Source organism: Enterobacter asburiae (genome assembly GCA_011754535.1).
Taxonomy (GTDB): domain Bacteria; phylum Pseudomonadota; class Gammaproteobacteria; order Enterobacterales; family Enterobacteriaceae; genus Enterobacter; species Enterobacter cloacae_N.
On record JAAQVN010000001.1, the window covers coordinates 1,528,005 to 1,543,063 of the forward strand.

14 protein-coding genes are annotated in these 15,059 nt (G+C 55.7%); 3 read left to right on the forward strand and 11 right to left on the reverse strand.

Annotated elements, in window-relative coordinates:
- Nucleotides 1-34: 34 nt before the first annotated feature.
- Nucleotides 35-2,212, forward strand: a complete 2,178-nt coding sequence (gene dinG, locus HBM95_07150; GenBank protein ID NIH42705.1) for an ATP-dependent DNA helicase DinG — start codon at nucleotides 35-37, stop codon at nucleotides 2,210-2,212.
- On the opposite strand, the gene HBM95_07155 is transcribed toward dinG, so the two are convergent.
- The 5 genes from HBM95_07155 to HBM95_07175 all read right to left on the reverse strand — a co-directional run bounded on the left by HBM95_07155 (nucleotide 2,199) and on the right by HBM95_07175 (nucleotide 7,568).
- On the reverse strand, nucleotides 2,199-2,702 hold the full coding sequence (locus HBM95_07155) for a type 1 fimbrial protein (GenBank protein NIH42706.1): 504 nt from the start codon (nucleotides 2,700-2,702) through the stop codon (nucleotides 2,199-2,201). The genes dinG and HBM95_07155 overlap by 14 nt on opposite strands.
- 5 nt (nucleotides 2,703-2,707) lie before the next feature.
- Complete coding sequence (locus HBM95_07160; GenBank protein NIH42707.1) at nucleotides 2,708-3,697, reverse strand: fimbrial protein; 990 nt, start codon at nucleotides 3,695-3,697, stop codon at nucleotides 2,708-2,710.
- A 22-nt stretch (nucleotides 3,698-3,719) separates the two neighbouring features.
- Nucleotides 3,720-6,263, reverse strand: coding sequence for a fimbrial biogenesis outer membrane usher protein (locus tag HBM95_07165; protein NIH42708.1), 2,544 nt, complete (start codon nucleotides 6,261-6,263; stop codon nucleotides 3,720-3,722).
- Between the two features lie 24 nt (nucleotides 6,264-6,287).
- Nucleotides 6,288-6,962 carry a molecular chaperone gene (locus HBM95_07170; GenBank protein NIH42709.1) on the reverse strand — a complete coding sequence of 225 codons (675 nt, stop codon included), beginning with the start codon at nucleotides 6,960-6,962 and terminating at the stop codon, nucleotides 6,288-6,290.
- A 69-nt stretch (nucleotides 6,963-7,031) separates the two neighbouring features.
- Nucleotides 7,032-7,568, reverse strand: a complete 537-nt coding sequence (locus HBM95_07175; GenBank protein ID NIH42710.1) for a fimbrial protein — start codon at nucleotides 7,566-7,568, stop codon at nucleotides 7,032-7,034.
- A gap of 256 nt (nucleotides 7,569-7,824) precedes the next feature.
- Between HBM95_07175 and ybiB the strand changes: the two genes are divergently transcribed.
- Complete coding sequence (gene ybiB, locus HBM95_07180; protein NIH42711.1) at nucleotides 7,825-8,787, forward strand: DNA-binding protein YbiB; 963 nt, start codon at nucleotides 7,825-7,827, stop codon at nucleotides 8,785-8,787.
- 114 nt (nucleotides 8,788-8,901) lie between these two features.
- Here ybiB and HBM95_07185 read toward each other — a convergent pair whose 3' ends face one another.
- The 3 genes from HBM95_07185 to HBM95_07195 all read right to left on the reverse strand — a co-directional run bounded on the left by HBM95_07185 (nucleotide 8,902) and on the right by HBM95_07195 (nucleotide 10,102).
- Complete coding sequence (locus HBM95_07185) at nucleotides 8,902-9,162, reverse strand: DUF1471 domain-containing protein (protein NIH42712.1); 261 nt, start codon at nucleotides 9,160-9,162, stop codon at nucleotides 8,902-8,904.
- A 286-nt stretch (nucleotides 9,163-9,448) separates the two neighbouring features.
- Nucleotides 9,449-9,715, reverse strand: coding sequence for a DksA/TraR family C4-type zinc finger protein (locus tag HBM95_07190; GenBank protein NIH42713.1), 267 nt, complete (start codon nucleotides 9,713-9,715; stop codon nucleotides 9,449-9,451).
- 120 nt (nucleotides 9,716-9,835) lie between these two features.
- Nucleotides 9,836-10,102 carry a DUF1471 domain-containing protein gene (locus HBM95_07195; protein ID NIH42714.1) on the reverse strand — a complete coding sequence of 89 codons (267 nt, stop codon included), beginning with the start codon at nucleotides 10,100-10,102 and terminating at the stop codon, nucleotides 9,836-9,838.
- 243 nt (nucleotides 10,103-10,345) lie between these two features.
- On the opposite strand from HBM95_07195, the gene rlmF reads away from it, so the two are divergent.
- Entirely contained in the window at nucleotides 10,346-11,257 is a 912-nt protein-coding gene (gene rlmF, locus HBM95_07200; GenBank protein NIH42715.1) for a 23S rRNA (adenine(1618)-N(6))-methyltransferase RlmF, read from the forward strand.
- A gap of 43 nt (nucleotides 11,258-11,300) precedes the next feature.
- On the opposite strand, the gene ybiO is transcribed toward rlmF, so the two are convergent.
- The 3 genes from ybiO to glnP form a co-directional block, all read right to left on the reverse strand.
- Nucleotides 11,301-13,514 (reverse strand): mechanosensitive channel protein, encoded by a 2,214-nt coding sequence (ybiO, locus tag HBM95_07205; protein ID NIH42716.1) that lies wholly within the window; start codon nucleotides 13,512-13,514, stop codon nucleotides 11,301-11,303.
- Nucleotides 13,515-13,638: 124 nt separating this feature from the next.
- Nucleotides 13,639-14,361, reverse strand: coding sequence for a glutamine ABC transporter ATP-binding protein GlnQ (gene glnQ / locus HBM95_07210; GenBank protein NIH42717.1), 723 nt, complete (start codon nucleotides 14,359-14,361; stop codon nucleotides 13,639-13,641).
- Nucleotides 14,358-15,017 (reverse strand): glutamine ABC transporter permease GlnP, encoded by a 660-nt coding sequence (gene glnP / locus HBM95_07215; GenBank protein NIH42718.1) that lies wholly within the window; start codon nucleotides 15,015-15,017, stop codon nucleotides 14,358-14,360. Before glnP ends, glnQ begins: the two co-directional genes overlap by 4 nt.
- Nucleotides 15,018-15,059 lie beyond the last annotated feature (42 nt).

Sequence of the window (15,059 nt, forward strand, 5' to 3'; positions counted from 1 at the left end):
TAGTGGCTGTTTATACAGTATTTCAGGTTTTCCAATGGCTTTAACCGCGGCGCTGAAAGCGCAAATTGGCGCATGGTATAAGGCGCTACAGCAGCAGATCCCCGATTTTATCCCCCGAGCGCCGCAGCGGCAGATGATTGCCGACGTGGCAAAAACGCTCGCCGGGGACGACGGGCGACATCTGGCGATTGAAGCCCCGACCGGCGTCGGGAAAACCTTGTCATATCTGATTCCCGGCATCGCGATTGCGCGGGAAGAGGACAAAACGCTGGTGGTCAGCACCGCCAACGTGGCGCTGCAGGATCAGATCTTCAGCAAAGATTTGCCCCTGCTGCGCAAAATCATCCCCGATCTGCGGTTTACTGCCGCCTTTGGGCGCGGGCGCTACGTGTGCCCGCGTAACCTGGCGGCGCTTGCCAGCAGCGAGCCGAATCAACAGGATCTGCTCGCGTTTCTGGATGACGAGCTGACGCCAAACAATAAGGCGGAGCAGGAGCAGTGTGCAAAGCTGAAAACCGAGCTCGACGGCTATAAGTGGGACGGCCTGCGGGATCACACCAGCCTGGCGATTAGCGACGACTTATGGCGCAGGCTCAGCACCGATAAAGCAAGCTGCCTGAACCGCAACTGTCACTACTACCGCGAGTGCCCGTTCTTTGTCGCCCGGCGCGAGATCCAGGAGGCGGAGGTGGTCGTCGCCAACCATGCGCTGGTGATGGCGGCGCTCGAGAGTGAAGCGGTGCTGCCGGAACCCAAAAACCTGCTGCTGGTGCTCGACGAAGGTCACCATCTGCCGGACGTGGCGCGGGACGCGCTGGAAATGAGCGCTGAAATTACGGCACCCTGGTTCCGCCTGCAGCTCGATCTCTTCTGCAAGCTGGTGGCGACCTGCATGGAGCAGTTCCGCCCGAAAACCACGCCGCCGCTGGCGGTCCCGGAGCGGCTGAGCGAGCACTGTGAAGAGGTTTATAGCCTCATTTCGTCCCTGAACAACATCCTGAACCTCTATCTTCCTGCCGCCCAGGAAGCCGAACACCGCTTTGCGATGGGGGAACTACCGGAAGAGGTGATGGAGATCTGCCAGCAGTTGGCGAAGCATCTGGAAAAGCTGCGCGGGCTGGCGGAGATGTTCTTAAACGATCTGAGCGAGAAAACCGGCTCGCACGACGTGGTGCGCCTGCACCGCATTCTGCTGCAGATGAACCGCGCGCTGGGGATGTTTGAGGCGCAGAGCAAGCTCTGGCGTCTGGCTTCGATGGCTCAGGCGTCGGGCGCGCCGGTCACCAAATGGGCCACCCGTGAAGTGCGGGATGGGCAGGTCCACCTCTTTTTCCACTGCGTGGGCATTCGCGTGGCCGATCAGCTGGAAAAGCTGATCTGGCGCAGCGTGCCGCACGTGGTTGTCACCTCCGCAACCCTGCGCTCCCTGAACAGCTTCTCCAGGCTGCAGGAGATGAGTGGCCTGAAGGAGAAAGCGGGGGACCGTTTTGTGGCGCTGGACTCGCCGTTTAACCACTGCGAGCAGGGCAAGCTGGTGATTCCGCGCATGAAATTCGAGCCGCTTATCGACAACGAAGAGCAGCACATTGCGGAGATGGCGGCCTACTTCCGTGAACAGGTCGAGAGTAAAAAGTATCCCGGCATGCTGGTGCTGTTTGCCAGCGGGCGGGCGATGCAGCGCTTCCTCGAATACGTCACCGATCTGCGTTTACTTCTGCTGGTGCAGGGCGATCAGCCGCGCTATCGGCTGGTGGAAACCCACCGCAAGCGTATTGATAACGGCGAGCGCAGCGTGCTGGTGGGGCTACAGTCGTTTGCCGAAGGTCTGGATCTGAAAGGGGACTACCTGACGCAGGTGCACATCCATAAAATTGCCTTTCCGCCCATCGACAGCCCGGTGGTGATCACAGAGGGGGAGTGGCTGAAGAGTCTTAACCGCTATCCGTTTGAGGTGCAGAGCCTGCCTGCGGCGTCGTTTAACCTGATTCAGCAGGTGGGGCGTCTTATTCGTAGCCACGGCTGCTGGGGCGAGGTGGTGATTTATGACAAGCGTCTGCTCACCAAAAACTACGGCCAGCGTTTGCTGAACGCGCTGCCTGTTTTCCCGATCGAACAGCCGGAGGTGCCGGAGGTAAAAAAACGCCCGGCAAAACTGGCCGCCGGGCGTGGTAAAAGCATCCGTGCTAAGAGGCGCGGTCCTACTGGTAAGTGAACGTCACCTGCACTACGCTGCTGAACGTGCCGGCCGTGACGGGTATGGCGGTGGCGTAATAGCGTGCGGACAACGGAAACGTGGCCGTGTGGTCACCTGGATTAATGACGGCGTTAAAGGCCGCCTGCGGGGCAATCAGGATTTTGTCCTGACGGTCTGCCAGCTCCAGCGCCAGCCCTTTTGCGCTGCCGATATTGGCGAACTTAGTCGGGTGCGCGCTGTCGGCCTGGCCGTAGAAATAGGCCGTGGCAAGGGCGAGCGTGGCCGGGCAATGTGACACTGAAAGGGAAAAATCTTTCCACTCGCCGGTATCGCCCACGTCTTTAAAATCGCCGGATACTGCCTGGCCTAAATCCACCGTCAGGTTGCGGCTGGCGCTGTCGATGATGCAGGTATTGGCGTAAATGTTGCCCGTCATCTGGATCTGAATATCGTCGGCGTGCGCCTGGGCGATCAGCCCCAGCGCCAGAAGTGCGATTGTCTTTTTCATGTCGGTCACTTATAGGCAAGCGTGATGGTGGCAACGGTATTGGCCGGGCCGGGGGTGACCATGTCGCTGACCTGCTCGTAGCGCACCTCAAACGGTATGGTCAGCGTTTCGTTGGCGATGGCTTCGCTTCGGGTGTTAACGTAGGTATCAAAGGTGGCGATATTGTCGTCGAACAGCATTCTTACGCCGACGCCTGTTGCCGCGCCGGGCTGCTGTGTGAGTTTTAGCACCCCTTCAAACGCCGTTTCATAGCCGTTTGCGCTGGTAATTTTTACCTCAGGTTGTACGGTGCTGTTGCAGTTCACCGTAACGTCAAAGTTTTGTGCCGGGGAAGAGAGCATCCCCACGCTGACGAAATCGCTGACCGGGAAGTCCCCCAGATTGACCGTCAGGTTTTTCGGCAGGACGGAGCAGGTGACGTTCTGGAAATTGACGTTACCGGCGTAGGAGATAATGTTGGGACTTCCGATACCGTCATTGCCATACACACCAATACCAAACTTAGTTTGCGCCTGCTGCAGCGTACCGGACTGCACCGAATTGCTGGTTTTTACGAGCTGAAGGGTCACGTTGAAATCAAAGCTCATCATGCCGTCATTCGATACATAGCCAATCGGCGTACTGCGGGAGTCGCAGGCGGCCAGACCCCCACCCGTGATGCGCTGACCTTTGTCATTCATCAGCGCCACGCCTACGCCGGGTACGCCCGAATCATAAACGCCAGTCAAGCCGGGAATTTCTGAACCACTTCCGTAGTAGCAGGAGATGATCTCCATGCCGCTCTCATAAGGGTGATCGCATTTCCCCGCCACGTGGACCGTCTGTTCCGAACCCGGAATGGTGTCACCTACAGCCAGGGTAGTGGGAACCATAATCGAGGCGACGTTAATCATCTTCGGCATATCCGGCGTGGAACAGGTCGCCTTCGCATGTGGCATAAATAACGCGGCGGTTCCCAGAACCAGTAAGAAAAAGCATTGTTTAATCAGTTGCATAGTCGTTAGCCTGAACGGTGGATCAGTGACACTGCGCGGCAGCGTTAATGATGCTGGTTTTCTCTTTCTCATCCGTTAGCGCATAGTCAGCGACGCAGTGCTCGCTCGCCTCCTGTCCCCAGGAAACGTTGAGATGCCCTTGCTGTGGCAGACCAGAGAGATAGGTCTGCCCGTCGTTACCGACAATAAACTCGCTGTCCTTATCGTCCGTGGTTACCGTTGCACCGAAGGGCAGCGGTTTACCGTTTTGTGTCAACGTCATAAGGACGCGGTTACCCACGCGGGTATTAAAGCTGGCGCGCACCACGGCCCCGCGGGTTGGGGTCACGATCTGCGCCGCGTGGGTGACGTCGGCGTTGTCCGGCAGCGTTTCGGTATCCAGCGCGATGGTGTTATGGCGATACGCGGTAACAAACGGCACGACGGTGTAGCCGCGGAAGTCGGTCTCAACGCCCGTCTGGTTAGTGATATGGGTTCCGTGTGTGCCCGGCGCTTTCACCAGCGCGATGGTCTCACCGAGCGGCTGGCTCAGGGTTATCCCGTTAGCATGGGCAATGACGCCGCCCTGCAAACCGACGTTCACGGTCTGCTGATATTTGTCCTGACTGACCCCTGCGCTCACTTCACCATAGGTTGCTTTGTAGTCGGCATTGACGCTGGTGGAGTTACCGCTGCCGGTGCTGCTCAACCCTTCCTGAATGTTCCAGTTAAGGTTGTCTTCCTTCAGCGCCGTGCCGTTCAGGCCGATGTTCTGCGTCGTGCCGTCTTTGGTGTTGTTCAGGTTGTAGGTGGCCCAGGTGTTATGCATCCAGTGGTCCAGCGGCACGGAGACGCTCAGCGAGAACTGATTGTCGTTCGTTACCTCATTACCGTCTTCATCGCTGTCGCTGGTGTTTTTATTCATGCTGTAGCTGAGGCTGTAGCTCACGCCGTGCCAGCTGTTGTTATAGCTGACACTCATGGAGGTCATGTTCTGGCTCTGGCTCCAGTACGTTTCTTTCACCATGCTCAGGGTGACGGACCCCCAGCCTTCCGGCAGCGTCTGGTCGATGGTGGCTTCGGTTCGGGCGCGGCGCTGCTGCGGTGCAGACCAGTCGTCAGAGCGGGTATACGACTCCATGGTGTCTTCGAGGGTGTAAAACCCTTTGCTGTTGTAGCGGTAGCCGGCCAGCGAGAAGTTGGTGCCCGAGCGGGCGATATCTTTGCTGTAGCGCACGCGCCACGACTGGCCTTTGCTGGCCTGCTGTTTTTTCAACAGGGCTTTGGCGCGGGTGACGTCAATGGAGAACGCCCCTAAATCGCCCATGTTTTTCCCGACGCCAGCCGCCTGAGACTGATAATGGCTACTCTGCTGCACGCCACCGTAGGCGGTAAAGCCGTAGGGTAAACCGTAGATGGCGCTGCCCTGGGCAAACGGGGTCTTCTCCACGTCTTTGTCATAAGAACGATAGCGTCCGGCGGTCACGCTGTAGCGCAGGTTTTTTTCACGCTGCAATACCGGCACGGAGGCAAACGGCACGACGAAATGGCTTTCGCTGCCGTCGGTCTCTTTCACGGTGACCTGAAGGTCGCCGCTGCTGCCGGTGGGGTAGAGATCGTTAATTTCGAACGCGCCCGGTGCGACCGTGTTCTGATAAATGATGTATCCGTTCTGGCGTACCACCACCAGCGCGTTACTGTGGGCGGTGCCGCGAATAATGGGGGCGTAGCCTTTTTCACTGTCTGGCAGCATGTCGTTGTCGGATTTCAGCTCCACGCCGGTGTAGGGGACGCTGTCAAACACGTCAGAAGGGGAGGAACTCTGGCCGACGGTGAGGTCGCTTTTCATCGCCACAATATCGCGCTGCGCGTAGGTATAAACGGAGGTGAATTTCTGTTCCTCCTCCTTACCCGTGGTGCTGCGATTCCAGGTGGAATAGTTGCGAACGCGCCACGCGCCAATGTTCAAGCCAGGACGCAGGTTAACGTACTGGCTGCTGTTGTCCTGTTCACCCTGCTGGCGCGCATGGCTTTGGCTGGCATTGGCGCTGTAGTTAAGCAGGCCTGCGTTGATCCCTTCGTCAAATTCTTTTGGGTCAATGTAACCGCGAGGTACCTGACCGAGCGCCGACTGGGGAATGCTCAGCAGCAGTTGCTGGTTACGAACGCGGAAAGTTGCGGATGCTGCAGGGATGGCGTGTAAATCGGCGCACTGGCCTTTGGCCATCAGCTGCGGATATTTTTTCGTTTTGATGCCGAGGCTTTTTAAATCGTCCAGGGTGAAGCAAGGTTGCAGCGTGCTGTTACCCTGAGCGTCTTTTTGCAGAGTGAAGGTGACATCGCGGGTATCAATTTTATTGTTATTGATAAATACCGCGACCTGATATTTACCCGGCGCCTGGCCAGGGCCTTTTTCATAGACGGACAAATCGGTTTTCCCCTGCTGGGGATTATCAATATCCAGCAGGGCCGGGTTAAAATAATCATCAGCCATAACCTGCTGCGCAAAGATCGCCATTGCCAGGCCACAGAGAATGACCAGCAATGACGAAAATCGGCAGGTGAACGGCTTTTTATCGCTGTACATGATTATTTTATTACCGGGGAAGTATTAATGAACGGATTTCGACCAGGTATGGCTGATGCTGCCGTAATCAGTAATAATGGAATACGTTAAGTTCGTGCCCCCGACATTGCCAGGTAAAGCAAAATGCGTTTCCGTTTTCGGGACGGCCCAGGTGGCTTTAGTGATTTTCTGACCATTTAGCGTAACGGTCTGGAAATTCATATAGAACGGCGTTGGGTTATTCACAACCAGATCGTTACCTTCGCGGCGCCATTCAAGTTTATCGGCCACATCTTCTGGTCTGCCTTTTACCGCGGACGGGCGATAGAGCAATTTAATGCGGGTGTTAATGGCGATTTGCAGCGTGTTTACCCCCTCAATGTGCTTTGAGGAAGGGATCGCTTTAATGTTCAACCAGTACAGGGATTCCCTGTCTTCCGGTAAATTTCCGCCCGTACGCACCACGCGCAGAACGTTATCTTCTTTCGCATCCAGACGGAAAAGCGGCGGGGTGATCAGGAACGGGGCTTTGGCCAGGTTTTTACCGCCGGAATCAACCCAGGACTGCACCAGATAATCCGTCGCATCTGGATTTGAAAGGCCAAGAGATGATTCCTTTTTATCTCCCTGATAGACCAGACGGGTGCCATTAATAACGACACCTGCATGTGCAGTGGCGGCTACCAGTAAAAGAGTGCTCAGTAAATAACCGTGGCGCATAAAGATTTCTCAATAAATAGATGAGATATTAATGCTCGCAAAAGCATTAATATCTCAGGATTGATAAGATCAGTTGTAAATAACGGTGAAGGTCGATACAGAGTTAGCAGGGCCTGCGGTAATCGCAGCGCCGGTTTGGATATAGCGTGCGCCGAACTCCAGATCGTTAACCGCCGTGCCGGAGGCTAATGGATATTGCTGAGACGGCGTATACAGGGTGACCGGCTGCTCTGACGCGTCAACCAGCTGAATAGCGACACCTGTAGCTGCATCGGTATCTGGCGTTAAGGCCAGCGTGGCGTTGTTATTCGCATCCGGCGTACCGCCGAAGTTAATCGCAGCGGAGGTGACCGTTTCCGGGCAGTTCGTTAACTGAATATCAAACTTCGTCAATGTGCTGGTAGAGCCTGCGCCGGTAAATACCGTTTTAGACACTTTTCCCAGCTGAACATTTAATGGGTTACTCAACCCATTCACGACCTGACAAGCAGAATCGATAATTTCACCGGTGAAATTGATCTGACCTTCACCGTTTGTTGTCGCAAATGCGGATGCAGAACATCCTATCGTTGCGGCGATAATTAAACCTAAAGCAACCTTGTTCATAACAAATCCTGGTATGTTTCTGGTGATAGCGTTGCCTGGACGTTTTCACCGTTGACCCTTAATGACTTTCCGCTGGTTATTTAAACAAATATTGATGCGTTAAGAATCTTCTGCAGAAATCACAAATAATTGAAATAATGCTTGAGTTTCATTTTTCGCCATAAAAACAGAACGTTGATTGTGTCGAAAAAAACTAACGTCCAGACGTTCAACGGGGCTATATTGTTAACAAGATGATATTTTCAGGAGAGATGTCGTGGATTATCGCAAGATTATCAAAGAGGTAGGCCGGGGCAAAAACCACGCCCGCGATCTGGACCATGAGACCGCTCGCGCCCTGTATACCCGTATGCTCAATGGCGAGGTACCGGACCTGGAAATGGGCGGCATCCTGATTGCGCTACGTATTAAAGGCGAAGGCGAAGCGGAGATGCGCGGCTTCTACGAGGCGATGCAGGCGCAAACGCTGCGCTTAACGCCGCCGATGGCAAAACCGATGCCGATCGTAATCCCCAGCTATAACGGCGCGCGCAAGCAGGCAAACCTGACCCCGCTGCTGGCGATCTTATTACATAAGCTGGGGTTCCCGGTGGTGGTACACGGGGTCAGCGAAGATCCGACGCGCGTGCTGACGGAGACCATTTTCGGCATGCTGGGGATTGAACCCACGCGTCATGCGGGCCAGGCGCAGGCTAAGCTGGAGGGTCATGAACCGGTTTACATCCCCGTTGGTGCTCTGTGTCCGCCGCTGGAAAAGCAGCTTGATATGCGCTGGCGAATGGGCGTGCGTAACAGCGCGCATACCCTGGCGAAGCTGGCGACGCCGTTTGCTGAAGACGCCGCATTGCGCCTTTCCAGCGTCTCACACCCGGAATACGTGGGGCGTGTTGGGACATTTTTTGAGGAGATTGGCGGCAGGGCGCTGCTGATGCACGGCACGGAAGGTGAAGTTTATGCCAATCCACTGCGCTGCCCTCAGCTGATGCTGATCGATTCTGCCGGTACGCGTGCGGTTCTGGAGCGTGGGGAAGAGAATACGGGAGTCATTCTCCCCGAGGCGAAAGATCCGCTCACCACCGCGCGCTGGATTGAACGGTGCCTTGCCGGAAATGTGCCTGTGCCGCATGCCATTAAGCTGCAGATGGCCTGCTGCCTGCTGGCTACCGGGGAAGCTGACACGGTCGAGGCCGGTCTGAAACGCGTTGAAGCGGCGTTTTAGGCAAAAAAAAGCCCGTCCAGTGGCGGACGGGCAAACAAGGGTAACAACAGGGTCAATGAGGGTTGGAGCAGCTCACCAGAGGGTTTGGCGAGGGTACAGCATTCATTCAGGCGATTATTTGTAGATAACCGCAGTACCGCTCAGTTTGTTATTGGTGTTAGCGGAGGTGATGGTATATCCGCTTGCACCGGCAGCCGCCGCTTTCTCAGCCAGCTTGGCTTCCAGACCGTCCAGCGTGGTTGCGCCTTCTGCACTCACCACACCGATTTTATTCATGCTCTGAGCCTGAGTGGATGAAACTGGCTCTACGGCGAATGCGCCAAAAGACAGAGCGGACAGGGCAACAGCAGCTACAGCATATTTAATGGTTTTCATAATTAATCTCTCGCAGGTGTTTTCTGTTAAGGGGACGATGTTCCGTCGATGTGATAAGTATCACGTTTTTTTCGGTGAGATAAAATCGAAGAGAATTGACGTGGTCAATCAAAAAAATTGAATGACAAATAACTTATTGATTATTAATTAAATCAAAGTTGCGCTTTACACTTCTTGTTGGTGCGCTTTACAGAAGAGAGGTGAAGGGCACATTTTGCTACGCGGTTCGCTAAATTTCGTGAGCGTAAAGGTAAGTTCCCTCGCGGTTAACTTAGGTAAAGGAAAGTCAACGTAGCTGGCTGTCTTTCGATCCTCTGCGATTATAACCTGGATGTGAAGCATTTTTTGAATCTTTATCCTGCTGGCAGGTGATGTATAACCTTACGCCGGGGATGGCTTTACGCCGCGCCTCCGGAATCGGCTCTCCACACTCTTCGCACTCCTTTAAACTTTCACCGCGCGGAATCTCACCGCGAGCGCGCGCAACCGCATCTTCAATCGTACTGTTGATCTGTTCGTTAACGGCGTCGTCATTCGCCCAGCCGGAAGCCATAGCATCCTCCTGAAATTGGTTTATACCCTGCTTTTAATATGGGGTTAAAAAATGAACAATCAAGGTGAAGGGGAAGCGAACTGCATCCGGCAGGCAGATGCAGTTTTATAGAGAGGGAAATTATTTATAGATGGTCGCAGTGCCGTACATATGGTTATCTCCGCCTGCGGAGTTAACCACGAAGCCTTTGGCACCTTCCTGGCGGGCTTTCTCGGCCAGTTTATTTTGCAGATCGTCCAGATTACTTGCGCGGCTTACCGAGACGGTGCCCGCCGGACGCAACTGGCTGGTATCGTTACTCTCGGTCAGCGACTGGACGGCCATTGCAGAAAATGAAGCGGTCGCCAGGACGCCGGCGATAACAGCAAGGGTCAGGTACTTTTTCATAATCACATCCTCATGAGGAAACAACAGGTGATTCCCTCTAAGTTTAGAAGCCTGACGAGTGTGACTTAGCGCAAATATTTGATGATGATCTGCTTATTTTTTGAACGATAAAAACTGACAATTCACTGACAGATCATAGACGTAGAGGTGTTTGATTTACGGTGTTTTTTTAAGCGCCGCAGAGAAAGATTTACCGTTGGGCCAGCACAGGGTATCTTACGCCGCTGTTTAAAGGAGAATGCCATGACTTCCCAAAAGCCGGGATTGCACCCACGAAACCGCCACCGCAGTCGCTACGACATGAACGCCCTGTGCCAAAGCTGCCCTGCGCTGCAGGACTACATTGTCCAGACCCCAGCGGGTGAGCCGTCTGTCAACTTTGCCGACCCGCAGGCGGTGAAAACGCTGAACAAAGCGCTGCTGGCGCATTTTTACGGTGTGGCGCACTGGGATATCCCGGAAGGCTTTCTCTGTCCTCCCGTTCCGGGCCGCGCTGATTACGTTCATCACCTTGCCGATCTTCTCGCCGAAGACCGTGACGGTGCGATCCCGCAGCAGGCTTCCATCCTGGATATTGGTACCGGGGCAAACCTGATTTACCCGCTGATTGGCGTGCATGAGTATCACTGGCGCTTTACCGGGAGCGAAATCGGGGCCGAGGCCTTTGCCAGCGCGCAGGCGATCGTCAGCGCCAATTCCGGCCTGAGCCGCGCTATTCGTCTGCGTCGTCAGAAAGATGCTGCAGCTATCTTCAACGGCATTATTCACAAAAATGAAAGCTATGACGCCACAATGTGCAACCCGCCGTTTCATGATTCGGCGGCAGCGGCCCGCGCGGGCAGCGAGCGTAAACGCCGCAACCTCGGTCAGGCGGAAGACGCCGCGCTGAACTTCGGCGGTCAGCAGCAGGAGTTGTGGTGCGAGGGCGGTGAAGTTGCGTTTATCCTGCGCATGATTGCGGAAAGCAAACAGTTTGGCCGTCAGGTGAAGTGGTTCACGACGCTGGTTTCCCGAGGGGATAACCTGCCGCCGCTTTACCGCGCGCTGACCGAAGCGGGCGCCGTAAAAGTGGTGAAAAAAGAGATGGCGCAGGGCCAGAAGCAGAGCCGCTTTATCGCCTGGTCATTTATGGACGATAACAAACGTCGGAAGTAAGTACCCACAGGCCCGGTAAGCGCAGCGCTACCGGGCAATAGAGTTACAGCGTCGGCTCCTGTGGAGGGAGCGGCGAGGCGGGCGGCGACAATACCTGATACGTCTGCACCGGCATTCTTACGTTCGCCAGATCGAAGTGCTTCTTCACCATGCTGTCGAGGGCAAAGCGCACCGTCCACTGCTTCAGCGGCTGGGTGGTGAACGACACGCGAAGGGTAAATGCCGTGTTCGTCAGCCCGACGATGCCGGCAAATGACGGCTCGCCAATCACCAGCCCGCGAATATCTTCCATCTGCATCAGCTCTTCCACCGCATCTCGCAGCGCCTGCTTCGCTTTATCCGCATCCTCGTGACGATCCACGTCGTAGTTCGCCACAACGGAGCCAATGCCGCGCACAAAGTTGGCGAAGGTGGTGATCGATGACCACGGAATGATGTGGTACGCCCCGGTATCCTGACGCACGCCCACCGAGCGAATCGACATGCGCTCAACGGTGCCGGTCAACGGCCCGATGGTCACCAGATCGCCCGTGTTCATCCCGTTTTCAAACTGGATAAAGATGCCGGTAATAATATCCTTCACCAGCGTTTGCGAACCGAAAGAGATCGCCAGCCCCAGCGCGCCGGCACCTGCCAGCAGCGGGGCGATATTCACGCCGATTTCCGACAGCACGATCATGATGGTGATGGTGCTGATGATCACCGCCAGCGCATTACGGAACAGGGTCAACAGCGTCCGCGCGCGGGCGCTGGGGAGCGGTCTGCCGTGAATATCGGAGACCAGACGGTTCTCGATAAGGCTTGCCAGCAGCGTCCAGCCGACGGCGGAGAAAAATAATATCAACGCAATACGAATTAAAATATCGACGGTCTTCTCGCCTGCGCCGTTATGTAGCCAGTTCCAGAAATCAAACAGGCTCCACGCGTTCAGCAGCAGCATGATTGCCACACAGACGGTCAGAATGCGCGCCACCTTGAGCGAGACCGACATCCAGCCGTTCACCCGTTTTTGCAGTTCCGGGTAATTACGCTGTACCTGCGGCGACAGGGTGATGGTTTTCGAGATCCAGCGGGACAGCAGCCCGGACACAAATGCCGCGATGCCGATAATCGCCAGGCTTTTGAACGTTGCCCCCATCATAAATTTCAGGCTGTTTCCCGGGTCGAACAGCGAGAAGAAGCACAGCACAATAAAGTACGCGCTTGCCAGCCAGTGCCACACCAGCGCGAAGGCGCGAATAAACAGGCTGAAAAACGAGAGGGAACGGTCGGCCAGGTGCAGCAGACTCTCGGTGATCGCCTTTTTATTGTGAAAGATAAGGTACAGAGACCAGACGGTTATACAGAGCATGATCAGCACGTTCGCCAGCGCGCCAAACTGCACGTTAACCTGGTTGGAGATAATCGGCACGGCAACCAGCAGGCCGTAGCCTATCAGGCCGCTGAGGACGCTTAGCCGCACGGCCCAGTATTTCGCGCTGTCGTCGCTGATATTGAAAGGGCGAAGCTCAGGCACGCGCGGGCAAAAGATGACGCGCAGCACCGCTTTAAAAAATTCGATGAGCGCAAACGCATTCAGGAAGAGCGCCTGCTGGAAGGCAATGGTTTTGTTGCCCGTGTTGAGGTGATCCGCAAGCACCTGACCGACAAACAGCGTTAATGCCAGCAGCAGTAAATCGATGATAAACGCTCCGGCAACCATAGCGGGGAGGTGCAGCCAGCTGTTTTTATGCTGGTTCTTTTTCCGCCCCCAGTGGCCCATCCTGCGGTACAGCGGCCAGGCGCACAGGCGCACCAGCCAGTAAAAAATAAACACGGCCGCGGCCAGCATCAAAAACTGGGTGGCGGCGGCGGTAAAGGTTTGCGGGTTAAACGCCTTGTGCTGGGATCCCATCAGGTTGCGGTAGAGCTGGGCAAAGCGCGCGGAAAGCGCTTCACCGTAACGGCGGCTCACGTCGGTGACGTTTTCCAGCACCGTTTTTTGTTCCTCCACCTGCGGCGGGGTGAGGGTCGGAACGGTTTCCTGCGGCGGCGTGGCGGCGGCTTTGCGCAGCTGCTCGATGAGCTCCTTTCGGGAGGCGTCGTTTTCAAGAACGTCGGCAAGCGCGCTGTAAGCCGCTTTTTTTTGTTCAGCATCCGGTTCCGGAGGAGGAGAACTTTGCTGGGACGCGGTTGCTCCGGTGGTGACACCGGGTATCGCCACGGCGAGCGATGGCGCACTAAACAGGCTTATCAACAGCAGCAGGATCCAGGGCACGGCGTCCTCCGACAAAAATATCGTGCAAAATGATAAGTATAGAGGGCGAGGGGAGGAGGGGCGTTTTTGGGAACAATCTGGCGTAAAAAAGCCGGGCAAGCCCGGCTTGGCGTAAAGCGAGGGATCAGGAGACGTGCTGCAGGAACTCCTGTAAACGCTGGCTCGGCGGATTCGCGATCAGCGCCTGCGGGTTACCGTCTTCCGCGATACGGCCTTTATCGATGAAGATCAGGCGGGAGGCCACTTTCTCAGCAAAGCCGATTTCGTGGGTCACGATAACCATGGTCATCCCTTCTTCCGCCAGATCCTGCATGACTTTCAGTACCTCGTGGCGCAGCTCCGGGTCGAGTGCGGACGTCGGCTCATCAAACAGCATCATCTTCGGTTTCACCGCCAGCGCGCGCGCAATTGCCACGCGCTGCTGCTGGCCGCCGGAAAGCTCGGAAGGGTAGTGGTGCGCACGCTCCGCCAGGCCAACCTTCGCCAGCAGATCTTTTGCCAGCGCTTCTGCTGCCGCTTTGTTGGCACCGCGCACGCGCAGTGGGCCAAACATTACGTTTTCCAGCGCCGTCAGGTGCGGGAACAGGTAGAACTGCTGGAACACCATGCCCGCTTCCTGGCGAATCAGACGCTCGTCCACTTTCGGGTCGTTCACCTTCAGACCGTCAACGATCAGATCGCCGCTGGTGATCTCTTCCAGCTTGTTAATGCAGCGCAGCAGGGTGGATTTACCGGAGCCGGATGGCCCGATAATCACCACCACTTCACCCTGCTTGATGTTCAGATCGATATTGTGCAGCACCTGGGTTGGGCCAAAGTGCTTGGAAACGTTTTTAAATTCAATCACAGGATTTTCATCCTTCTTTCAAGACGACGCAGAACGAAGCTCAGAACCAGCGTAATGATCAGGTAGACAACGGCGACCGCACTCCAGATTTCCAGCGCGCGGAAGTTGCCCGCAATAATTTCCTGGCCCTGACGGGTCAGTTCGGCCACGCCGATAACGATGAACAGCGACGTATCTTTAATACTGATGATCCACTGGTTACCCAGCGGTGGCAGCATGCGGCGCAGCGCCAGCGGGAGAATAACGTGGCGGATCGTTTCGCGACGAGAAAGACCTAACGCCAGACCCGCTTCGCTGAAACCTTTATGAATCGACAGAACCGCACCGCGGGTGATTTCCGCAATGTAGGCGCCTGAGTTGATCATAATGGTCACGACGGCTGCGCTGAACGGGTCGATGCGCAGGTCGGTGAACGCCATGGGCAGGGCGAAGTAGATGAACATGACCTGCACGACAATAGGCGTGCCGCGGATCACTTCGATGAAAACCAGCGCGATGTGGTTTGCAATCCAGCCGCCGTAGGTGCGGGCGAAACCGGCGACAAGACCGATAATCAACCCGCCAACCAGACCGAGGACCGAAATCCACAGGGTCATTTTAGCGCCTTCAAGCAAGAGTGGAATGGCAGGCCAGATGGCGCTCCAGTCAAACTGCATGATAATTTCCTGTTACTGTTACCGTGTTTCAAAAATAGCAGG